Source organism: Burkholderia sp. PvR073, assembly GCF_054055695.1.
In genome coordinates, this window is sequence record NZ_JBSRXO010000004.1 from 223,060 (window position 1) to 244,977 (window position 21,918).

General features: G+C 68.3%; 16 protein-coding genes. 7 read left to right on the forward strand and 9 right to left on the reverse strand.

Annotation, left to right across the window (positions count from 1 at the left end; genetic code table 11):
• Nucleotides 1-180 precede the first annotated feature (180 nt).
• Together metG and ACVK00_RS15395 are read right to left on the reverse strand one after the other, a co-directional pair.
• Nucleotides 181-2,343: a methionine--tRNA ligase gene (gene metG, locus ACVK00_RS15390; protein ID WP_284896440.1), complete on the reverse strand. Its 2,163-nt coding sequence runs from the start codon at nucleotides 2,341-2,343 to the stop codon at nucleotides 181-183.
• 376 nt (nucleotides 2,344-2,719) lie between these two features.
• Nucleotides 2,720-3,367 (reverse strand): OmpA family protein, encoded by a 648-nt coding sequence (locus ACVK00_RS15395; RefSeq protein ID WP_006755121.1) that lies wholly within the window; start codon nucleotides 3,365-3,367, stop codon nucleotides 2,720-2,722.
• A gap of 356 nt (nucleotides 3,368-3,723) precedes the next feature.
• Between ACVK00_RS15395 and apbC the strand changes: the two genes are divergently transcribed.
• The 5 genes from apbC to ACVK00_RS15420 all read left to right on the forward strand — a co-directional run bounded on the left by apbC (nucleotide 3,724) and on the right by ACVK00_RS15420 (nucleotide 9,441).
• Nucleotides 3,724-4,815 carry an iron-sulfur cluster carrier protein ApbC gene (gene apbC, locus ACVK00_RS15400; RefSeq protein WP_284896438.1) on the forward strand — a complete coding sequence of 364 codons (1,092 nt, stop codon included), beginning with the start codon at nucleotides 3,724-3,726 and terminating at the stop codon, nucleotides 4,813-4,815.
• A gap of 133 nt (nucleotides 4,816-4,948) precedes the next feature.
• On the forward strand, nucleotides 4,949-5,485 hold the full coding sequence (gene sodC / locus ACVK00_RS15405) for a superoxide dismutase [Cu-Zn] (RefSeq protein ID WP_105787525.1): 537 nt from the start codon (nucleotides 4,949-4,951) through the stop codon (nucleotides 5,483-5,485).
• Between the two features lie 195 nt (nucleotides 5,486-5,680).
• Nucleotides 5,681-6,250 (forward strand): dCTP deaminase, encoded by a 570-nt coding sequence (gene dcd / locus ACVK00_RS15410; RefSeq protein WP_006398615.1) that lies wholly within the window; start codon nucleotides 5,681-5,683, stop codon nucleotides 6,248-6,250.
• Between the two features lie 81 nt (nucleotides 6,251-6,331).
• Nucleotides 6,332-8,611 (forward strand): arginine/lysine/ornithine decarboxylase, encoded by a 2,280-nt coding sequence (locus tag ACVK00_RS15415; protein ID WP_138847327.1) that lies wholly within the window; start codon nucleotides 6,332-6,334, stop codon nucleotides 8,609-8,611.
• Nucleotides 8,611-9,441 (forward strand): lysozyme inhibitor LprI family protein, encoded by an 831-nt coding sequence (locus tag ACVK00_RS15420; RefSeq protein ID WP_284896274.1) that lies wholly within the window; start codon nucleotides 8,611-8,613, stop codon nucleotides 9,439-9,441. Before ACVK00_RS15415 ends, ACVK00_RS15420 begins: the two co-directional genes overlap by 1 nt.
• A gap of 89 nt (nucleotides 9,442-9,530) precedes the next feature.
• Here ACVK00_RS15420 and ACVK00_RS15425 read toward each other — a convergent pair whose 3' ends face one another.
• The 5 genes from ACVK00_RS15425 to ACVK00_RS15445 form a co-directional block, all read right to left on the reverse strand.
• Complete coding sequence (locus ACVK00_RS15425; RefSeq protein WP_228905189.1) at nucleotides 9,531-10,214, reverse strand: HAD family hydrolase; 684 nt, start codon at nucleotides 10,212-10,214, stop codon at nucleotides 9,531-9,533.
• 94 nt (nucleotides 10,215-10,308) lie between these two features.
• Nucleotides 10,309-11,718 (reverse strand): argininosuccinate lyase, encoded by a 1,410-nt coding sequence (argH, locus tag ACVK00_RS15430; RefSeq protein WP_175696694.1) that lies wholly within the window; start codon nucleotides 11,716-11,718, stop codon nucleotides 10,309-10,311.
• Between the two features lie 109 nt (nucleotides 11,719-11,827).
• Nucleotides 11,828-14,251: a fimbria/pilus outer membrane usher protein gene (locus tag ACVK00_RS15435; RefSeq protein ID WP_435521229.1), complete on the reverse strand. Its 2,424-nt coding sequence runs from the start codon at nucleotides 14,249-14,251 to the stop codon at nucleotides 11,828-11,830.
• Between the two features lie 25 nt (nucleotides 14,252-14,276).
• On the reverse strand, nucleotides 14,277-14,990 hold the full coding sequence (locus ACVK00_RS15440; RefSeq protein ID WP_284896269.1) for a fimbrial biogenesis chaperone: 714 nt from the start codon (nucleotides 14,988-14,990) through the stop codon (nucleotides 14,277-14,279).
• 6 nt (nucleotides 14,991-14,996) lie between these two features.
• Nucleotides 14,997-15,533, reverse strand: coding sequence for a Csu type fimbrial protein (locus tag ACVK00_RS15445; RefSeq protein WP_284896266.1), 537 nt, complete (start codon nucleotides 15,531-15,533; stop codon nucleotides 14,997-14,999).
• Nucleotides 15,534-15,831: 298 nt separating this feature from the next.
• Here ACVK00_RS15445 and ACVK00_RS15450 point away from each other — a divergent pair, with 298 nt between their 5' ends.
• Nucleotides 15,832-16,827, forward strand: coding sequence for a Csu type fimbrial protein (locus ACVK00_RS15450; protein ID WP_284896263.1), 996 nt, complete (start codon nucleotides 15,832-15,834; stop codon nucleotides 16,825-16,827).
• A 6-nt stretch (nucleotides 16,828-16,833) separates the two neighbouring features.
• Here ACVK00_RS15450 and ACVK00_RS15455 read toward each other — a convergent pair whose 3' ends face one another.
• On the reverse strand, nucleotides 16,834-17,643 hold the full coding sequence (locus ACVK00_RS15455; protein WP_011657642.1) for a helix-turn-helix transcriptional regulator: 810 nt from the start codon (nucleotides 17,641-17,643) through the stop codon (nucleotides 16,834-16,836).
• A gap of 182 nt (nucleotides 17,644-17,825) precedes the next feature.
• On the opposite strand from ACVK00_RS15455, the gene ACVK00_RS15460 reads away from it, so the two are divergent.
• Nucleotides 17,826-18,578 (forward strand): class I SAM-dependent methyltransferase, encoded by a 753-nt coding sequence (locus ACVK00_RS15460; protein WP_284896260.1) that lies wholly within the window; start codon nucleotides 17,826-17,828, stop codon nucleotides 18,576-18,578.
• Nucleotides 18,579-18,723: 145 nt separating this feature from the next.
• Here ACVK00_RS15460 and ppc read toward each other — a convergent pair whose 3' ends face one another.
• Nucleotides 18,724-21,720 carry a phosphoenolpyruvate carboxylase gene (ppc, locus tag ACVK00_RS15465; protein WP_284896257.1) on the reverse strand — a complete coding sequence of 999 codons (2,997 nt, stop codon included), beginning with the start codon at nucleotides 21,718-21,720 and terminating at the stop codon, nucleotides 18,724-18,726.
• Nucleotides 21,721-21,918: the final 198 nt, after the last annotated feature.

Here is a 21,918-nt window from a genome sequence, read left to right on the forward strand (position 1 = left end):
GCCACGGCCAGGGGTGACCGCTCGAGGCGGTCTTCGGAATCCGGCGGGCCCGATGTCGTCGCCATGTTAGCGGAACTCGCGCGCGCTGCGCGTCGGGCGGTGCTGCACGCGCCACGCCATGAAAAAAAGCCCCGCACGTATCGTGCGAGGCTTTCTTGGTCAAGCAGCGGCGTGTGCTGCTTACTTCACGCGCATGCCGGGCTTCGCGCCGCTGTGCGGTTCGAGGATGTAGAGGCCCGGTTCGGCCTTCTCGTCGGTCGCCGACGCGGCGAGCACCATCCCTTCGGACAGCCCGAACTTCATCTTGCGCGGCGCGAGGTTCGCGACCATCACCGTCAGCTTGCCGACGAGCTGCTCGGGCTGGTAGGCCGACTTGATGCCCGAGAACACGTTGCGGGTCTTTTCCTCGCCGATGTCGAGCGTGAGCTGCAGCAGCTTGTCCGAGCCTTCGACGGCCTGGCACGCGACGATCTTCGCGATGCGCAGGTCGACCTTCGCGAAATCGTCGATCGAGATCGGCGCGTCGTCGGCACCGTTCGCGGCAACTGCCTTCGCGTTGGCCTTGGCGTTCTTCGCATCCTTCGCGGCGTTGGCGGCGGTCGCGCCCGCGGCAGCGGCGCCCGCCGCGTCGGCCTGCAGCGAATCGCGGTTCGCGGCGAGCAGCGCGTCGATCTGCTTCGGATCGACACGCGTCATCAGGTGCTGGTACGCCTTGATCGGCTGCGCCGACGACAGCGGCGTCGCGGCGTCGGCCCACGTGAGCGGCGCGACTCCGAAGAAGGCTTCGACGGCTTCGGCCACGCGCGGCATCACCGGCTTCAGCGCGAGCGACAGCAGGCGGAACGCCTCGAGGCTCACGCTGCAGGTTTCGTGCAGCGCGACCGCGTTGGCCGGATCCTTCGCGAGTTCCCACGGCTTCGCACCGTCGACGTACGCGTTCACTTCGTCCGCGAGCTCCATCGTGTGGCGCAGCGCGCGGCTGTATTCGCGTCCTTCGTAGTGCGCGGCGATCGAGGCGATCGCATCGCGCAGCTTCGCGACCAGCGGATGGTTCATCGCGCTGTCCTGCACGCGGCCGTCGAAACGCTTGATCAGGAAGCCGGCCGCGCGGCTCGCGATGTTCACGTACTTGCCGACGAGGTCGCTGTTCACGCGCGCCTGGAAGTCGTCGAGGTTCAGGTCGATGTCTTCCATCGTCGCGTTCAGCTTCGCGGCGAAGTAGTAGCGCAGCCATTCGGGGTTCAGGCCGGTGTCGATGTAGCTCTGCGCGGTGATGAACGTGCCGCGCGACTTCGACATCTTCGCGCCGTCGACCGTCAGGAAGCCGTGCGCGAACACGTTGGTCGGCGTGCGATGGCCCGAGAACTCGAGCATCGCCGGCCAGAACAGCGTGTGGAAATACAGGATGTCCTTGCCGATGAAGTGATACTGCTCGGCCGTCGAACCCGCGCGGATCCACGCGTCGAAGTCGATGCCCTCGCGGTCGCACAGGTTCTTGAAGCTCGCGTAGTAACCGACCGGCGCGTCGAGCCACACGTAGAAGTACTTGCCGGGCGCGCCCGGGATCTCGAAGCCGAAGTACGGCGCGTCGCGCGAGATGTCCCAGTCGGCGAGCTTGGCTTCACCGGCGTCGCCGAGCCATTCGCGCATCTTGTTGGTGGCTTCGGGCTGCGCGAGGCCGCTGACCCATTCGCGCAGGAACGACTCGCAGCGCGGGTCGGACAGGCGGAAGAAGTAGTGCGTCGACGTCTTGCGCACCGGCGTCGCACCCGACACCACCGAGTACGGGTTCAGCAGTTCGGTCGGCAGGTAGGTCGAGCCGCACACTTCGCAGTTGTCGCCGTACTGGTCCTTCGCGTGGCACTTCGGGCACTCGCCCTTGATGAAGCGGTCCGGCAGGAACATTTCCTTGACCGGGTCGTATGCCTGCTCGATCGCGCGCTCGGCGATCAGGCCGTTTTCCTTCAGCGCGAGATAAATGTTCTCGCTCAGCACGCGGTTCTCGTCCGAGTCGGTCGAGTAGAAGTTGTCGAACGACACGCCGAAGCTGTCGAAGTCGCGCTTGTGCTCGGTCCATACGCGGTCGATCAGCTGCTTCGGCGTGAGGCCTTCCTTCTCGGCGCGCAGCATGACCGGCGTGCCGTGCGTGTCGTCGGCGCCGATGTAGTAGACCTCGTGGCCGTGCATTCGCATCGTCCGCACCCAGATGTCGGTCTGGATGTACTCGACCAGGTGGCCGATGTGGATCTGGCCGTTGGCATAGGGCAGTGCGGACGTAACGAGGATCTGGCGGCGGCCTTGCGGCGCCGTAGCCTGCACGGAAGTCAGGTCGGATGCGGACATAGGGTCTGTAGAAGAACGGCGGAAACGACGGAAACTGCGATTCTAGCAGGGGCGCGCGCCGGTCAGCCGGGGCGGGTGTTCGGGAGCGGGCGCCGCAACGGGCGAGAGGGCGGGGGACGCGTGCCCGGTAGTGAAATGCTGCAATGCAGCACACGATTTTCGGGCAAAAAAAACCGGGGCGGATTCGGCCCCGGAGCAACAACGACAAGAGGAGAATGGTGACGCGCCGGCAGCGCCAGCCGCGTACCGTAAAGACAGACCGCAGGCCGCGACGGAAGTTCGAAATTTTTTTCGATTTGTCACGGATCCTGCTGGAAGCCTTGTGCAGCGGGGCTGTGCGCGTGGCGCACGGCCCCGTTCCCTCTTGTGGCGATGCTTACTGATGCTGCTGCGGCGCGCGCAGGTAGATCTCGACGCGGCGGTTTTGCGCACGGCCGGCTTCGGTCGCGTTGTCCGCGATCGGGTTCGACGCGCCCATGCCCTGGGCCGACAGGCGGCCGCCCGCGACGCCGCGCTGCACGAGCGCGTTCACGACGCTTTGCGCACGGTTCTGCGACAGCGTCTGGTTCAGCTGTGCCGAACCCGTGCTGTCCGTGTAGCCGACGACCGATGCCGTCAGTTGCGGGTTCTGGTTCAGCGTCGTCGCCAGGTCGTTCAGCAGCGGCGTGAAGGCCGGCGTGATCGCGTACTGGTTCGTCGCGAACGTCACCGAGCTCGGCACGTTCAGCTTCAGCGAGCCGTCCGGCTGCTCGGTCACTTGCGTGCCGGTCTGGGCGGCCGACGGTGCGAGCTTGTTCTTGATCGCTTGCCAGTTGTAACCGGTCACGCCGCCGACCAGTGCGCCGACGCCCGCGCCGATCGCCGCGCCCTTGCCGCCACCGGCCAGTGCGCCGATGCCCGCGCCCAGCGCCGCACCGGTGCCGGTGCCGACAGCCGCGTTGTTGCCTTGCTGCGTGGCGCAGCCTGCCAGCAATGCGCCGGCCAATGCGAAGACGGACAAGCGGGTAGCGATTTTCATGTTCATCTTGGATTCCTCTCTTTCTTGGTTGAACGAGTCGACAACGACGACAAACAACAGTTACGGCTCCCTCCACGGGCGCCCGAAAAAGGAGGGCAGGCCCGGGCTCGCGGCAGCCGCCGAGGCGGCAGCATGCCCTGTTCGCCAGCGTGGCTGTTCCGGACAGGGTGACGCGTCAGCCTCTACAATATAGGCGGTTGGCGGCCGATTTGGCCCCATAGCATGCCGCACGCGAAGAGTGCGCCGCCGCGCGCGTTCGCGCAATGGCATGCAACAGATTCTTTCACTTTTCCTGATTTTCGCAGCGTAATTTGATATTTTTTGACGTTTGCGCGGGAGAAAAACGTTTTCACGGAGTTTCGATGAGCATTGACCGGGCACAAGTCGACGCCGCACTGGCGGCTGTCGTCGACCCCAATACCGACCGTCCGTACGCGGCGAACAAGGGCGTGCGCAACGTCGCGATCGACGGCGACGCCGTGGCGGTCGACGTGGTGCTCGGCTATCCCGCGCGCAGCCAGCACGATGACGTGCGCGCGCGCATCGCCGCTGCGCTGAAGGCCGTGCCGGGCATGCGCGACGCACGTGTCGCCGTGTCGCAGGAGATCGTCGCGCACACGGTGCAGCGCGGCGTGAAGCTGCTGCCGAACGTGAAGAACATCGTCGCGGTCGCGTCGGGCAAGGGCGGCGTCGGCAAGAGCACGACGGCCGTCAACCTCGCGCTCGCGCTCGCCGCGGAAGGCGCATCGGTCGGCATTCTCGACGCGGACATCTACGGTCCGTCGCTGCCGACGATGCTCGGCATTCACGGCCAGCGCCCCGAGTCGCCGGACAACCAGTCGATGAACCCGCTGGTCGGCCACGGGCTGCAGGCGAACTCGATCGGCTTCCTGATCGAGGAAGACAATCCGATGGTGTGGCGCGGCCCGATGGCGACGTCGGCGCTCGAGCAACTGCTGCGCCAGACCAACTGGCGCGAGCTCGACTACCTGATCGTCGACATGCCGCCGGGCACGGGCGACATCCAGCTCACGCTCGCGCAGCGCGTGCCGGTGACGGGCGCCGTGATCGTGACGACGCCGCAGGACATCGCGCTGCTCGACGCGAAGAAGGGCCTGAAGATGTTCGAGAAGGTCGGGATTCCGATCCTCGGCATCGTCGAGAACATGAGCATCCACATCTGCTCGAACTGCGGCCACGAGGAGCACATCTTCGGCGCGGGCGGCGCTGAGCGGATGGCGCAGGACTACGGCGTGAACGTGCTCGGCAGCCTGCCGCTCGACATCGCGATCCGCGAGCGCGCCGACAGCGGCACGCCGACGGTCGCGGCCGAGCCGGACGGCGCGCTGGCGCGGCGCTATCGCGACATCGCGCGCGGCGTCGCGCTGGCGATCGCCGAGCGCGCGCGCGACATGACGTCGAAGTTCCCGTCGATCGTTGTTCAAAATACGTAAAACCCTTGCGGGGCGGGGGCTCACGCTGTTTACGGCGCCGCGAGGCGCGGTATCATGGCGACTTTTCCCGGGTCCCTTTACCCACCCGGCATGGCGGCCGTATCAAACAGCCGCCAGCCGGCATGAGGATCGAATGAACCAACGACATCACGGCGTGCGCGCCGGCCGCGCGCGGCGCGCGCTGCTGGCCGCCGCCGCGCTGGGCCTGCTGGCCGGCTGTACCTCCTTTTCCTCGTCGCACGAAAAGCGCGCCGACGCGCAGTTGCAGCCGACGGTCGGCTCGCAGGCACGCGGCGCGGTGACGTTCGTCGAACGCCCGGACGGCGTCCAGGTCACGTACAACCTGGTCGGCCTGCCGCCGAACAGCGATCACGCGCTGCAGGTGCACGAGCGCGGCGACTGCAACGCGGGCGACGGCTCGAGCGCCGGCCCGGTGTTCGCGCCGGCCGCCGAGCGCCTGCGCGCGGGTGCGCGGGTCGCCGGCGATCTCGGCAATATCCATGCGGACGCGAACGGCGTCGCGGCCGGTTTCATCGTCGCGCCCGATCTGGCCCTCGATGGCGTGCGCTCCGCGCTGAACCGCGCGGCGCTGGTGCACCGCGACCCGAGCGATCCGATCTTTTCGCAGCATGGCGCGGGCGCTGCGCTCGCGTGCGGCGTGATCCGTTGACGGTCGCCGCGTGCGCGAGCCGATGATCGCGTAAAATGTGCGCCTTTCCCGGCCGCTGCCTCGCGGGTACGGCCGTCACCGACTGTCACGCAGCGTTTCCAGGCGCCCCGATATGAAACGACCCCAACGCTCACTTTGTTCGCTGCCCTCCGACGGGGCGGTCAGCCTTCCTGGGACGGCCCGGCGGAGGCTCGCATGAGCATCAAGTCCGACAAGTGGATTCGGCGCATGGCCGAAGAACACAAGATGATCGAGCCGTTCGTGCCGGATCAGGTTCGCGCGTCCGAGGACGGTCGCCGGATCGTCAGCTACGGCACGTCGAGCTACGGCTACGACATCCGCTGTGCGGACGAATTCAAGATCTTCACCAACATCAATTCGACGATCGTCGATCCGAAGAACTTCGACGAGGGCTCGTTTGTCGACTTCAAGGGCGACGTGTGCATCATCCCGCCGAACTCGTTCGCGCTGGCTCGCACCGTCGAATATTTCCGCATCCCGCGCACCGTGCTGACGGTCTGCCTCGGCAAGTCGACGTACGCGCGCTGCGGGATCATCGTCAACGTGACGCCGTTCGAACCCGAGTGGGAAGGCTACGTCACGCTGGAATTCTCGAATACCACGCCGCTGCCCGCGAAGATCTACGCGAACGAAGGGGTCGCGCAGGTGCTGTTCTTCGAAAGCGACGAGGTGTGCGACGTGTCGTACGCCGATCGCGGCGGCAAGTATCAGGGTCAGCGTGGTGTCACGCTGCCGAAAACCTGATCTGGTTGCATATCGTCTCACCGGTTTCCGGGTGACCGCTGCGCGTGACGCGCCGCGGTCGTTCTTTTTGGAGAATCGCCCATGAAGTTTCGTTTTCCCGTCGTCATCATCGACGAAGATTTCCGCTCCGAGAACATCTCGGGCTCCGGCATCCGGGCGTTGGCCGAAGCGATCGAGAAGGAGGGCGTCGAAGTCCTCGGCCTCACGAGCTACGGCGATCTGACGTCGTTCGCGCAGCAGTCGAGCCGCGCGTCGTGCTTCATCCTGTCGATCGACGACGACGAACTCATGCTCGGCGAAACGGGCTCGGACGGCGAGCTGCCCGAGCTGGCGACCGCGATCATCGAGCTGCGCGCGTTCGTGACCGAAGTGCGCCGCCGCAACGCGGACATCCCGATCTTCCTGTACGGCGAGACGCGCACGTCGCGGCATCTGCCGAACGACATCCTGCGCGAACTGCACGGCTTCATCCACATGTTCGAGGACACGCCGGAGTTCGTCGCGCGCCACATCATCCGCGAGGCGAAGGTCTATCTCGACTCGCTCGCGCCGCCGTTCTTCAAGGAGCTGGTCAAGTACGCGGACGAAGGCTCGTACTCGTGGCACTGCCCGGGCCACTCGGGCGGCGTCGCGTTCCTGAAGAACCCGCTCGGCCAGATGTTCCACCAGTTCTTCGGCGAGAACATGCTGCGCGCGGACGTCTGCAACGCAGTCGACGAACTCGGCCAGCTGCTCGATCACACGGGCCCGGTCGCGGCATCCGAGCGCAACGCGGCGCGCATCTTCAGCGCGGACCACCTGTTCTTCGTGACCAACGGCACGTCGACGTCGAACAAGATCGTCTGGCACGCGACGGTCGCGCCCGGCGACATCGTGCTGGTCGACCGCAACTGCCACAAGTCGATCCTGCACGCGATCACGATGACGGGTGCGATTCCGGTGTTCCTCACGCCGACGCGCAACCACTTCGGCATCATCGGGCCGATCCCGCGCGACGAATTCAAGCCGGAGAACATCCGCAAGAAGATCGAGGCGAACCCGTTCGCACGCGAAGCGCTGCGCGAGAATCCGGACCTGAAGCCGCGCATCCTGACGATCACGCAGAGCACGTACGACGGCGTCGTCTACAACGTCGAGATGATCAAGGACCTGCTCGGCGACCTGCTCGACACGCTGCACTTCGACGAAGCGTGGCTGCCGCATGCGACGTTCCACGACTTCTACCGCGACATGCACGCGATCGGCGACGGCCGTCCGCGCACGGGCGCGCTCGTGTTCGCGACGCACTCCACGCACAAGCTGCTCGCGGGCATCTCGCAGGCGTCGCAGATCGTCGTGCAGGATTCTGAGAACCGCACGTTCGACAAGCACCGCTTCAACGAGGCGTACCTGATGCACACGTCGACGAGCCCGCAGTACGCGATCATCGCGTCGTGCGACGTCGCGGCCGCGATGATGGAGCCGCCGGGCGGCACCGCGCTCGTCGAGGAATCGATCGCCGAGGCGATCGACTTCCGCCGCGCGATGCGCAAGGTCGACGCCGAATACGGCGACGACTGGTTCTTCAGCGTGTGGGGCCCGGACGACCTGTCGGAAGAAGGCATCGGTTCGCGCGAGGACTGGATGCTGAAGCCGAACGACCACTGGCACGGCTTCGGCCCGCTGGCGGAAGGCTTCAACATGCTCGACCCGATCAAGGCGACGATCATCACGCCGGGGCTCGACGTCGACGGCGAGTTCGGCGAGACGGGCATTCCGGCCGCGATCGTCACGAAGTACCTGGCCGAGCACGGGATCATCGTCGAGAAGACCGGCCTGTACTCGTTCTTCATCATGTTCACGATCGGCATCACGAAGGGCCGCTGGAACTCGATGGTGACCGAGCTGCAGCAGTTCAAGGACGACTACGACAACAACCAGCCGCTGTGGCGCGTGCTGCCGGAATTCGTCGCGCAGCATCCGCGCTACGAGCGCGTCGGCCTGCGCGACCTGTGCACGCAGATCCACGACGTGTACCGTGCGAACGACATCGCGCGCCTGACGACGGAGATGTACCTGTCGGACATGGAGCCGGCGCTGAAGCCGTCGGACGCGTTCGCGAAGCTCGCGCACCGCAAGATCGACCGCGTGCCGCTCGACGAGCTCGAAGGCCGCGTGACGAGCATCCTGCTGACGCCGTACCCGCCGGGCATTCCGCTGCTGATCCCGGGCGAGCGCTTCAACAAGACGATCGTGAACTACCTGCGGTTCGCGCGCGACTTCAACGAACGCTTCCCGGGCTTCCATACCGACATCCACGGCCTCGTCGCGGAAGAAGTGAACGGTCGCGTCGAGTACTTCGTCGACTGCGTGCGCGACTGATGGCGACGCAGGGACGAATCCGGACGATGCGCGCGGCGCTGGCCGCGCTCGTCGTCTGGGCCGCGTGGTCGGCAGGGCCGGCGGGGTTGAATGCCGCGCATGCGGAAGTGGCGGCGGCCGACCCGATCGACGTCGCGATGCGGCAGTGTCTCGCGCGGCGCGACCGGTCGTCGACGGCCGGCCAGATCCAGTGCATGGGCGAGGCGCAGCAGCAGTGGCAGACGGTGATGGACCGCGCGTACCAGCGCCTGTCGGACGATGCGCCGGCCGACGTGAAGCGCGGCTGGCAGGACAGCCAGCGCCACTGGGTCACGTGGCGCAAGGATGAAATTCAGCTGCTGAAGGCCGTGTACGACACGACGCGCGGCACGGCATATGCGATGTCGAGCGCCGACATGCAGCTGCAGCCGGTGCGCGATCGCGCGCTGGCGCTACGCGCGGCGGCCGACCGCTATGCGCCGCCGCCTGCCGCCGTGCCGGTGGCCGCCACGAGCGGTGCGCAGGGCGGTGTGAGCGCGGCGCCGGGCGCTGCCGCGGCAGTCGGCGGCAAGCCGGCGAACGGGTCGCGCGATCCGGCGATCCGCCGCGTGCGGCCGTGCGGGGAGGATGCCGCGTGCGAGCATGCGCTGTTCGATTTGAACCGCTATTACCAGAAGCTGCGTCGCAAGATGCCCGCGCATTCGGCCGCGACGCTCGTGCGCGCGCAACGCGCATGGGTCGGGTTCCGCGATGCGACGGCGCCGCTCGTCGGCGAGGACGGGCGCGTCGACCTGATCGGCGCGCGCATCGCGACGATGAAGCGGCTGTCGGAGACGGCCGGCAACAAGTAGGCATCGCCGCGACGCCGGTCATCCGGCGCGGCAACGCAAAACGGGCACCCTCGGGTGCCCGTTTGCATGTGGCGTGCCGCGTGCGGCGCTTACGCGGATTGCTGCGTGTCGAGGCCGCCGAACCACGACGGCACGAGCGCGACCGCATCGTCGAGTGACGTGAGCACGTGCAGGCTCAGCGCGACGATCTCGGGCGTCGGCGCCTTCAGGTCGGGCACGGTGACGACCGATGCGCCGGCGCCGGCGGCCGACTGCGCGCCGAAGTCGCTGTCCTCGAACGCGACGCACGCGTGCGCCGGCACGCCGAGGCGCTCGGCCGCGAGCCGGTACACGGCCGGGTCGGGCTTGCCGCGCGCGACTTCGTCGCCGCCCGCGATCGCGCGGAAGAACGGCAGCACGCCGACCGCGTCGAGCCGTGCACGGATCACGTCGCGCGCCGACGATGACGCGACCGCGCACGGAATGCCGGCCTGCGCGAGCGCCTCGAGCAGCGCAAACGCGCCCGCTTTCAGCGGAAACTTCGGATGGGGTTCGGGCGCGGCGAGCTGTTCGCGCACGAGGAGGCGCACGGCGTCGAACGTATCGGTGTCGCCGATCAGCCGCGCGAGAATCACCTGGCCTTCGGCGAACGAGCGCCCGACGATCTGCAGGTAGTCGATCTCGGTCAACGTGACGCCGTGTGCGTTCGACACGTCGATCCACGTGTTCATGATGGTCCGCTCGGAATCGACGAGCAGGCCGTCCATGTCGAAGAGCGCGGCGGAGAAGGTCATCGGCGGTATCCGGGAAGCGGAGCAGGCAATGGGCGGCGCGGCGGCCGCCCGAATGAGAAACGGACGCCGGAGGCGTCCGTCCGGGACGACGGGCTTACGTGCCGAGCGCGGCGCGGGCAGCCTTGACCGCCGCACGCACCTGGTCGGGCGCGGTGCCGCCCGCGTGGTTGCGGCTTGCGACCGAACCTTCGAGCGTCAGATAGCCGAACACGTCGTCGCCGATCAGGTGCGCGACGTTCGGCAGCTCCTGCTTCATTTCGTCGAGCGTCAGGTCGGCGAGGTCGATCCCGCGGTCGTCGCAGATCCGCACCGCGTGCGCGACGGCTTCGTGCGCGTCGCGGAACGGCAGCCCGCGCTTCACGAGGTAGTCGGCGAGGTCGGTGGCGGTCGAGAAGCCCTGCAGCGCGGCCGCGCGCATCGCGTCCGGCTTCACGGTGATGCCCGCGACCATCTCGGCGAAGATCCGCAGCGTGTCGGCGACGGTGTCGACCGTGTCGAACAGCGGTTCCTTGTCTTCCTGGTTGTCCTTGTTGTACGCGAGCGGCTGGCCCTTCATCAGCGTGAGGAGCGCCATCAGGTGGCCGTTCACGCGGCCCGTCTTGCCGCGCGCGAGCTCGGGCACGTCCGGGTTCTTCTTCTGCGGCATGATCGAGCTGCCGGTGCAGAAGCGATCGGCGATGTCGATGAAGCCGACGCGCGGGCTCATCCACAGCACGAGTTCTTCGGAGAAGCGCGACACGTGCGTCATCACGAGCGCGGATGCCGCCGTGAATTCGATCGCGAAGTCGCGATCCGACACCGCGTCGAGCGAGTTCGCGCAGATGCCGTCGAAGCCGAGCGTCTTCGCGACGGCGTGACGGTCGATCGGGTAGCTGGTGCCCGCGAGCGCGGCCGCGCCGAGCGGCAGGCGGTTCACGCGGGTGCGGCAGTCGCGCATGCGTTCCGTGTCACGCGTGAACATCTCGACGTACGCGAGCAGGTGATGGCCGAACGTGACCGGCTGCGCGACCTGCAGGTGCGTGAAGCCCGGCATGATCGTGTCGGCGTTCTTCTCAGCGAGGTCGATCAGCGCGCCGCGCAGGTCGTTCAGGAGGCCGCCGATGCGGTCGATCTCGCCGCGCAGCCACAGACGGATGTCGGTCGCGACCTGGTCGTTGCGCGAGCGGCCCGTGTGCAGGCGCTTGCCGGCGTCGCCGATCAGCGCGGTGAGGCGCGCCTCGATGTTCAGGTGGACGTCCTCGAGATCCAGCTGCCATTCGAATTCGCCGCGCTCGATCTCGCCCTTGATCTGCGTCATCCCGCGTTCGATCGCGGCGAGGTCGTCGGCGCTGATGATCTTCTGCGCCGCGAGCATGCTCGCGTGCGCGAGCGAGCCGGCGATGTCGACGAGCGCGAGGCGCTTGTCGAAAAACACCGACGACGTGTAGCGCTTGACCAGCTCCGACATCGGTTCCGAGAAGCGGGCCGACCAGGCCTCGCCCTTTTTGTGCAGTTGGGACGTCATGGCGATTCTTCGAAGGGGAGTTGGGCGGCGTGCGCCGCCGAGGGAATCCCGCAATTCTAACATTCGCGGGGCTGACGGCCGGCGCGCGCCGGTCGCGAACGGGCGCGGATTACCGGGGGCCGCAGGTCAGCGGGCCAATCCGCGGCAGCGTGCCGTCGTCCGGGCGCCGGTACGCGAACGCGACGGCGCAATCGCGGCCGCCGCCGGAGATTTCCAGATGGTTGTTCGCGACGAGGCCGTCGACGAAGGTCAGGCCGTCATAGCCGACGATCGTGCGCTGACCGCTTTCGACGTGGCGAACCTCGAGCCCGGGCGGCAGCGGCGTGCCGTCCGGCGCGCGCAGCGCGATCGACGCGGCGCTGTAGCGTGTCACGGCGAAGTGCGCGAGCACGCCGGAGCGCGCCTGCGGCACGACATCGAGCGTCGTGTCGGCGATCCGTGCGTCAGCGGGCAGCGCGGTGCCGTCGATCGCGACGCGATTGCTCTGGTACGCATTCAGGTCGGGCACGAGCAGGTAGCCAGCCCGGTCCGTCTCGCCGATCAGCCGGTTCTGGTGCAGCACGGGCACGCGCCCGGTGTCGGTCGAGACGAGCGCGAAGCCGTCGTCGACGCGGCGTGCCGTCATCAGCTGGCCGTTCATCAGCACGATCGCGCCCGTGACGTCGACCGACGCGTTGCGGTGCCCGTCGAACGACTGCGCGAGCAGCGTGACCTCGCCCGCGCGGCCGAGATACTGCAACTGCCCCTGCGCGTAGCGCATGCCTGCGTTGGCGCCCGCCTGCACGTTCCAGCCGACGCCGCCGCCATAGTCGGGCGGCCGTGTCGCGCTCAGCGTGTAGGTCGAGTCGCCGTTCTGCCGCCCGGCGTTCGCAGAGACGGACGTGTTGCCGCCGAGCCCGATGCTCAGGCTCACGAAGAAGCCGCGCGTGTCGCGCTGCCGGAAGTCCTGGAAGCCGCTGACCGTGATCGATGTCAGCCCGCCGAGATTGACCAGGTAGGCGATCGAGCCGATGCGCGAGGCGGCGACACCCGGATACTTGAGGCCGAGATAGCTGAACGACAGCGTCTGCATGCGCAGGAACGGGAATGAGACCGTGACGCGGTCGGTGGCGCGCGACACCGGCACGCCTTCGCGGCTGCCGAGGTCGCTGTAGTCGCCGAAGGCGCGCAGCGTCTGGGCATCGATGGAGAAGCGCGGCGTCACGTACTGGTAGCCGATGCCGGCCTGCATGCCCGTGCGGCCCGGCGCGCTGAGCGCCAGCGACGCGTTCGCCACGCCGCGTTCGCCCAGACGTGCGAGCGCGCCGGCGCCTGCGTTGTAGACGCCGGCCGTCGCTTCCGCGTGCGCCTCGACGGTCAGCCGCTCGCTGATGCCGTAGCGCAGCGAGCCGCTCGCGGCCGGCGTGCGCGCATAGTCGAACGAATCGGCGCCATAGGCGCGGCGCAGGAACCCGGCTTCCGCCGAATAGCTGGCGAGGCCGGGGGCGAGCAGGCGCGTGTCGACGTACAGCGGAATGGACGTCGCGATCGAGCGGCCGAGCGCGTCGCGCGTGACGACGGTTGCGTTGCCCGCGCCGGTGATGCCGGGCACGCTGTTGATCACGAACGGCCCGCTCGGCACGTTGCCGCTGAACTGGCGCACGTTGTTCACGTACAGGTCGACCGAGGTCGGCACGACCGCGCTGCCGGACAGCGCGGGCACCGGAAACGTGACCAGATCGGGGCGCAGGCCGAAATTGCTGCGCCACTGCACGCCGCCGATGCGCAGCGAGCGGGTCCACGACAACGACGACGAAATCGTGTCGCCGATCTGGGTCGTCGTGAGCGTGCCGGGGTTCGAATGACTCCACGACGTGTCGTAGCGCACGTAGCGCCGGCGGTCGTCGTACAGATACGCGACGCCGGTGCTGCTGAATACGCCGTACGGATCGAAATAGCGCGCCTCGCTCCAGACCGCGAGCGGGGCATGGGCGATGGTCTGTGCGTAGGCGTCGTAGTTCAGCACGAAGCCGCGGCCGGACGTGGCAGGCGGCGCGGCCGCGAGTGCGCGCGTATCGAACGTGTGCGGGATGCGCAGCGCGTCGGGCACGCGCAGGTCGAGCGTCTGCCGGCCCGCGTCGTAGTCGTAGCGCAGCCCGGCGAGCGTGTCGAGGGCGACGAGCGCGTTCGACGGCTCCGGCGTGCGGTCGTTCGTCCGGTCGTTCGTCGCGATACCCAGGTCGTTCAGGTCGGCGGAGGCCGCGTACAGTCGTCCGCCGATTTGCTGGAAGCGTGCGATCCGGTGCGTCGGTTCGCCATTGACCGATACGTCGAGAAACAGTGCGTCGGATGCGGGCGCGGGCATCGGCGCAGGCACGGGCACGGGCACGGGCACCTGCACCGGCGCGGCAGCCACCTGCACCGGCGCCGTTAGCGCGCAGCCGGGGCCTGCATGCAGTGTCAGCTCCAGTGCAAGCAACGCGGCGGCGTGCCGGGCATATCGTGCGGGGCAGGCAGCAGCCTGGAGGGCCGTGCGCGTCGTCGGAACGGGCAACGTCGTGCGATCCTTCCGAGCCGGATCAGGGCGGTGTCAGCCGCGCTTCGACCGGCTGCGCGTTGACGGTCGCCTGGATCCTGACGAATGTCGCCGGGCCCGCATCCAGCTTGAGCGGCCAGCGCCGCGTGCTGCCCGCGAGCGCATAGCCGAGCAGGCCGCGCGTGACGTCATGCACGGTGCCGCGCGCGTCGATGAGCCGAACCGCGGAAATCTGAGCACGCCGTCCACCGCGGTTGTCGACCGCGAGCCGCGCACCGGCGCCGTCACGCTCGACGCGCCAGTCAAGGTTCGGGGACGCCGGTGCGCCATCGGGCTCGACGAATACGGGCACGGAGTAGCGCAGCCGGATCGTGACGCCGTTCGCGACCGGCGTGCCGGGCGCGGGCAGTTCATCGATCAGCACGCGATAGCTTTCCTCGGCGGGCGGCGCGCCGCGGCTCGTGCGCACGAGCCGGATCAACTGTTCGGCGTTCGCGCCGATCTGCAGCAGCGGCGGCGACGCGGCGAGCGTGTCGGTCGGCGTCATCACGTCGTCGCCGTTTTGCTGCGTCCAGCGATAGGTGCGGACCTGGCCGTAGATCGGCTGTCCGCCAGGATTGCTGAGCGTCATGCTCGCGGCGGCGGCCGTCGGCGCCAGCTCGATCGTCACGGGCGTGATCTGCAGCGTGGCGGCGGATGCGGCCGCGCACGCCGACACGACGCACAGCGCGGCCAATGCGCGCGGGAACCCTGCCATGGCGCGTCAGAAGTACACGGTGGCGGTGACGGAGGCCTGGTAGGTGTCGGGCTTCGGCGTCGCTTGCGCGGGCACCTGGCCGTACACGTTCAGCACTTGCGCGGAACCGGTGCCGGTGCCGCCGACCGTGTCGGTGCCCTGCGTGTTGCCCCAGATCGTCGAGTGGCCCGAGTCCTGGTAGAGCTGATAGCCGACCGTCGTGCCGGTATTGCCGGTCGTCGTGCCGCCCATCAGCCGGCTGGCGACCGTCGAGCCGCTTACCGTGCCGCCGTCGAGTCCGACGTTGTAGGGCGTCGAGTTCGTGCAGGTGACGGAGACCGTGGTCTGCTGGTTGACTGCCGACGCGAGCACGCCGGCCGTGCCGAATGCAAGCGGGTTCGCGGCGATCGTACAGTTGGCCTGGATCGTGAGCGTGACGTTGAATTGGGTGGTGGCGGTGCCGTTCGAATAGACTGCCGCAATGGCGACGGGCTGCAGCGCGGGCGCGAATGCGAAGCTGGCCGCGAGCATGGCCGAAAGAACACGACGTCGGGAATCGTTCATTATGATTGTCTCCTGCCGTTCAAGGGGTCGCCCGGACGCGGAGTGCCTGCCGCGTGGTCTGTTGCCGGTCGCCGTAACCGCTCTGTCGTTGTTGGAAGACTACTCCACGGATTCAGGGGCGCGCAATCGAGAAAACGCCGACCCGGAAGGCATTGTGCGGGGTGGCGGACCGGTTGCCAGTGGCCCATTTGACATGGATCAAGTAACAGTGCGAACGATTGATGCTCAGCCGGATACGATGGGGCGCCGCACGGGCCAGAAGCCCGGTCGAGCGGACGAGCATGTTCGGGGGGAACGCATGGCGGATGACGAATTCGACACGGCGCGCCGCTGGATGCGCGCGCTAGCGTGCGTGCTGCTGGCCGCACTGCTCGGCATGCCATGGATGTCGGCCCGAGCGGACACGTGTTCCGTGACGCCGCCGGCGCCGAGCTTCGGCTCGGTCAGTCCGATCACGCTGCAGGCTTATACGACGAACAGCACGATGACGGTCAGTTGCACGTGGGATGCACTGAGCGTGAACACCGGCGTGCTCGTTTGCGTGAACCTCGGCGGCACGAGCCCGCGCTACCTGACCAACGGGACGAACCAGATGCAGTACGACCTGTATCAGGACGCCGGCTATTCGCAGCCTTGGGGTGCCGTCAGTGCCGGCACGACGCCGATCTCCGTCTCGTTGACGAAACCGGTGCTCGGCACGACCGCGAGTACCAACGTGACCATCTATGGCCGCATCGCGTCGAACCAGCCGACCGTGCCGACCGTGAACAATGCCAGCACGGTCTATACGCAAAGTTTCGCCGGCAACCAGGCCGCCTACAGCTTCAGTTTTTCGCTGCTGGGCGTGCTGCCGACGCCGTGTGCGTCGCAGTCGACGGCCGGCACGATGAGCTTTGCCGCTACCGCCACCGTCATCAACAACTGCATCATCAGCGCGACCGGCGTTGCGTTTCCGGCGGCGGGCGTGCTGACGTCGGCGCTGAGCGCGAGCGGCTCGATCAGTGCGCGGTGCACGAGCGGCGATGCCTTCCAGATTGCGTTGAACGGCGGGGCCAGCGGCAGTGTCGTCGCTCGCACGATGCAGCGCACGGGCGGCGGCTCGGTCAGCTATCAGCTCTATCAGGACAGCGGCCACACGCAGCCGTGGGGCGACGGCACCGGCGGCACGTCGATGGCGACGGGCACCGGCAGCGGGTTCGCGCAGGCGATCACCGTGTACGGCCGCGTACCCGCGCAGACGACGCCGGCGCCCGGCAACTACAGCGACACCATTACCGCGACGATCAGCTTCTGAGTTGCGTCAATCGCGCACCAGCACGACGAGCTTCAGATCCTCGCGGTGCGCGGGCTTCAGCGTGATCTGCTGGTACACGAGCCGGCCGTCGGCCGGATGGTCGAACTCGCGCAGGCCGCCTTCGCGCTCGAATACGTCCTGCGACGCCCAGTACTGCGCGAACGCGTCGCTGCCGGCCATCAGCGCGTCGATCAGCGCGCGTGTCGGCGCGTCGGCGAGGTGGCGGATCGAGTCGGCGCGGAATTCGGCCGCGAGCCGGCGCGCGCGGGTTTCCCAGTCGACGATCAGCGTGCGCGCGGCCGGCGCCATGAACGTGAAGCGCAGCAGGTTGCGGTCGTGCTCGCCGTCGAGCCAGCCCGTGAACAGCGCGGCGGCCGGCGCGTTCCAGGCGAGGGCGTTCCATTGCCGGTCGAGCACGTAGGCAGGCGTGGCGATCGCGGCGACGGTCGCCGCGAGCGTCGGCGGCAGGTCGCCGGCCGCGACGTCGGGCTCGGCCGGATCGCGCTGCGCGGCCAGCTCGAACAGGTACGCGCGTTCGGCCTTCGACAACTGCAGCGCGACGGCGATCCGCGCGAGCGCGTCGGCCGACGCCGACACCGGGCGGCCCTGCTCGATCCACGTGTACCAGGTCGGGCTGACGCCGCACAGCTGCGCGACTTCCTCGCGCCGCAGCCCCGGCGTGCGGCGGCGCGGGCCGGGCGGCAGGCCGACGGCCTGCGGCGACAGCCGTTCGCGGTGCGCGCGGATGAATTCGCCGAGCGCGCGGGCGGGCGTGGCGTCGAGCGGCGGGGTGGGGGCGGAGGACGGCTGGTTCATGCGGAAACGGCTGAAACGACGAAAAGGGGCGCGGGACGCGCGGCGAAGATCGGGCCGGAAATCAGGCAGGTGTAACAAATACCAGAATAACCGCTTAACTTGTACTGGTACAAGCGCGGCCCTATTGTAGCGATTCGCGCGCTGACAGGCAGCGGGCGCCCCACCCAACGAAGGAGCGAACGATGAAACACCACGACCAGGTCGCCGACGCATTCGGCACGACGGCCGCCGCCTATCTGACGAGCACGGTCCACGCGACTGGCGCCGATCTGCAGGCACTGGCGGACGCCGTGCGCGCGACGCCCGACGGCGCGGTGCTCGATCTCGGCTGCGGCGCGGGCCACGCGAGCTTCGCGGTCGCGCCGCACGTGCGCGACGTGGTCGCCTACGATCTCGCCGCGCCGATGCTCGCGACCGTCGATGCCGCCGCACGCGAGCGCGGGCTCGCGAACATCAGCACGCAGCAGGGGCCGGCCGAGCGGTTGCCGTTCGACGCGGGCACCTTCGACTGGGTGGTCAGCCGGATGAGTGCGCATCACTGGCACGACGTGCGCGCGGCGCTCGCCGAGGTGCGCCGCGTGCTGAAGCCGGGCGGTCGCGTGCTGATGATCGACATCGCGGGCAACGACCATCCGCTGCTCGACACGTATCTGCAGGCCGCGGAAGTGCTGCGCGACGCGTCCCACGTGCGCGACTACCGTGCCGACGAATGGCTCGCGATGTTCCGCGGCGCCGGTTTCGAGGCACAGGTGCAGAGCCGCTGGCGCCTGCCGATCGATTTCGAGACGTGGGTCGAGCGGATTCGCACCCCGGCCGACAGCGTCGCGGGCATCCGCGCGCTGTGGGCGCATGCGCCCGACGAGGTGCGCGGCTACTACGCGGTGCAGTCGGACGGATCGTTCGAGCACGACGCGTTGCTGATCGACGCGCGATGAATCGGCGGCACGGCGGTCGTCGCCGTCGTGCCGTCGTACCGCCGCGCCGACCGATGAAAAAAGCCGCGATACGCGTGACGCGCGTATCGCGGCTTTCGTAACGCGATGCCGGCGCGGCGCGGGGCGGACCCGCGCCGCGCGCGGATCAGCCCGTGTTGCGCAGGCCGGCGGCGATCCCGTTGATGGTCAGGTGAATCCCGCGGCGCAGCCGCGCGTTCGTGTCGCCCGCGCGGTGACGCTTGATCAGCTCGACCTGCAGGTGGTTCAGCGGATCGAGATACGGGAAGCGGTTCTTGATCGAGCGCGCGAGCAGCGGGTTGGTCGCGAGGCGGCCTTCGTGCCCGGTGATTTCCGCGAGCGCCTGCGACGTGCGCTCCCATTCCGCGACGATCCGCTCGAACACGTGCTTGCGCAGCTTGCGGTCGGCGACCAGCTGCGCATAGCGCGACGCGACCGCGAGATCGGTCTTCGCGAGCACCATGTCCATGTTCGACAGCAGGTTCGCGAAGAACGGCCAGGTCTTGTTCATCTTCTTGAGCAGCGTCAGGCGCTTCGTGCGTTCGGCCTCGTCCGGCGCGCCGTCGAGATACGCGCTCACCGCGCTGCCGAAGCCGTACCAGCCCGTCAGCAGCAGCCGGCACTGACCCCACGAGAAGCCCCACGGAATCGCGCGCAGGTCTTCGATCTTGCGGTTCTTCGGATCCTGCAGCTTGCGCGAGGCCGGGCGGCTGCCGATGTTCAGTTCCGCGATCTCGGTGATCGGCGTCGACGAGAAGAAGTAGTCGGTGAAGCCGGGCGTTTCATAGACGAGCGCGCGATACGACGCCATCGCGGCGTCCGACAGCGTCTGCATCACGGCTTCGAACGCGGGCAGTTGTGCGGGCGCGTTCGACTGCGGCAGCAGCGACGCCTCGAGCGTCGCGGCGACCACCGTCTCGAGGTTGCGCCGGCCGATTTCGGGGTTCGCGAACTTGCTCGCGATCACCTCGCCCTGTTCGGTCAGGCGAATCTGGCCGTTGACGGTACCCGGCGGCTGCGACAGGATCGCCTGGTAGGTCGGGCCGCCCCCGCGGCCGACCGTGCCGCCGCGGCCGTGGAACAGCCGCAGCGTGATCTTGCGTTCGCGGAACACGTCGACGAGCGCGAGTTCGGCGCGATACAGCTCCCAGTTCGACGTCAGGAAGCCGCCGTCCTTGTTGCTGTCCGAATAGCCGAGCATCACCTCCTGCTCGGCGCCCTGGTGCGCGATCAGCGCGTCGATGCCCGGCAGCGCGAAGTACTCGCGCATGATGCGCGCGGCGTCGCGCAGGTCGGGGATCGTCTCGAACAGCGGGATCACCATCAGGCCGTTCTTCGCATGGCTGCCGAGCGGGCCTTCGAGCAGGCCCGTTTCCTTCTGCAGCAGCAGCACCTCGACGAGGTCGCTGACGGTTTCCGTATGCGAGATGATGTAGTTGCGCACCGCGCGCGCGCCGAACTGCGCGCGCACGTCGCGGGCCTTCTCGAACACGCCGAGCTCGCTCTGCGCGAGCGCCGAGTATTCGAGGTACGGCGAGCGCAGCGGGCGCGGATCGGCGAGTGCGGCCAGCAGCACGCGCAGCTTGTCTTCCTCGGCGAGCGCCGCGTAGTTGGCTTCGACGCCGGCACGCGCGAACAGCTCCGCGACCACGGCTTCGTGGATGTCGGAGCTCTGGCGCAGGTCGATGCTCGCGAGATGGAAGCCGAACACTTCGGCCGCGCGCACCAGCGGAGCCAGACGCGGCGCGGCGAGCGACGCGCCGTGGTGTTCGTCGAGCGATGCGGTCAGCACCTTCAGGTCGGCGACGAACGCTTCGGAATCTGCATACGGAATCGCGCGCACCGGCGGCGCGCCGCGGCCCGCGCTGCGCACCGGCACCGTGCCTTCGCCAAGGCGCACGCGCGCGCTGGCGGCGAGCCGCGTGTAGATGCCGATCAGCGCGCGGCGATACGGTTCGTCGACGCGGTGCGGCGACTGGTCGGGGGAGGCGGCCGCGAGCGCCTTCACCGCGTCGTTCGCGCCGACCAGCAGGTTCGACACCGACAGCTCGGCGCCGAGCTTGTGAACCTGTTCCAGATAATGTTCGAGGATCACCGCGGCCTGCCGGTTGATCGCTTCGTCGAGCGTCGGGCCGGTGACGTTCGGGTTGCCGTCGCGATCGCCGCCGATCCAGCTGCCCATCTGGAAGAACGCGGGTACGCGCGCGGACAGGCCGTGCTCGGCGAGCGCGGCCTCGATGTCGCCGTACAGCGCGGGCAGCTCGTCGAGGAACGTCGCGCGGTAGTACGACAGCGCGTTCTCGATCTCGTCGCCGACCGTCAGGCGCGAGTCGCGCAGCATGCGGGTCTGCCACAGCGCGGTCACGCGCGCACGCAGCATCGATTCGTTGTACGAGCGTTCGCGCGCGGTGAGCGGCTGGTCGCGTTCGGCGAGCAGCCGCGCGATGTCGTGCTGCGCGTCGAGGATGCTCTTGCGCTGCACTTCGGTCGGGTGCGCGGTCAGCACCGGCACGATCAGCGCATCGTCGAAGAAGCGCTGCAGCAGGCGCTTCGACGCGTTGCCGGTCGTCTTCAGCTGTTCGAGCGCATACGCGACGGTGCCGGGCTGCGGCGCGGAGCCTGCCAGCGCGTGGATGCGGCGGCGGCGGTTGTGGTGGCGGTCTTCCGCGATGTTCGCGAGGTGCGAGAAATAGCTGAACGCGCGCACGACGCTCACCGTCTGCTCCGGCGTCAGCTTGCGCAGCTTCTTCTCCAAAGTCTGCGCGGCTTCGCTGTCGTCTTCGCGGCGGAACTTCACCGCGGTCTGGCGGATCGTTTCGACGACGTCGAACACCGTGTCGCCTTCCTGTTCGCGCACCACGTCGCCGAGCAGGCGGCCGAGGAAGCGGATGTCCTCGAACAGCGGGCCGTCCTTGTCCTCGCGCGTGCGCACGCCGGGCTTCGCCGTGCGGGCAGCCGGGCCCGACGTCTTGATCGCGCGTTTTGTCCGAGGTATCGGGTCTTTCGGTTTCGTTGCCGTTTTCGCACGGCCGTTCGCGGCGGTAGCGATGGTGCCCGTCTGGGCGTCGGGGGAGGGCAAGGCAGCATTGCGGCGCGTCGTACGCGCCGATCCGGAAGACTTCACGATGGGTTTCCTTGGGAAAGCTCGAGTCAAAAGGGACTGCGGGTACTGCGGAAACTACGGGAACTGCGGTCAAGCAACCAGCTACGTGCGGCGCATCCGCGCATCGGTGTCCCCGCCCGCGCCGAAGCGCGGCGGGCGCGGGCTCCGGGCCCGGGCGGGCCGAAGCGTGCGTGCTACCATTGTTCGATCTTCCATCCC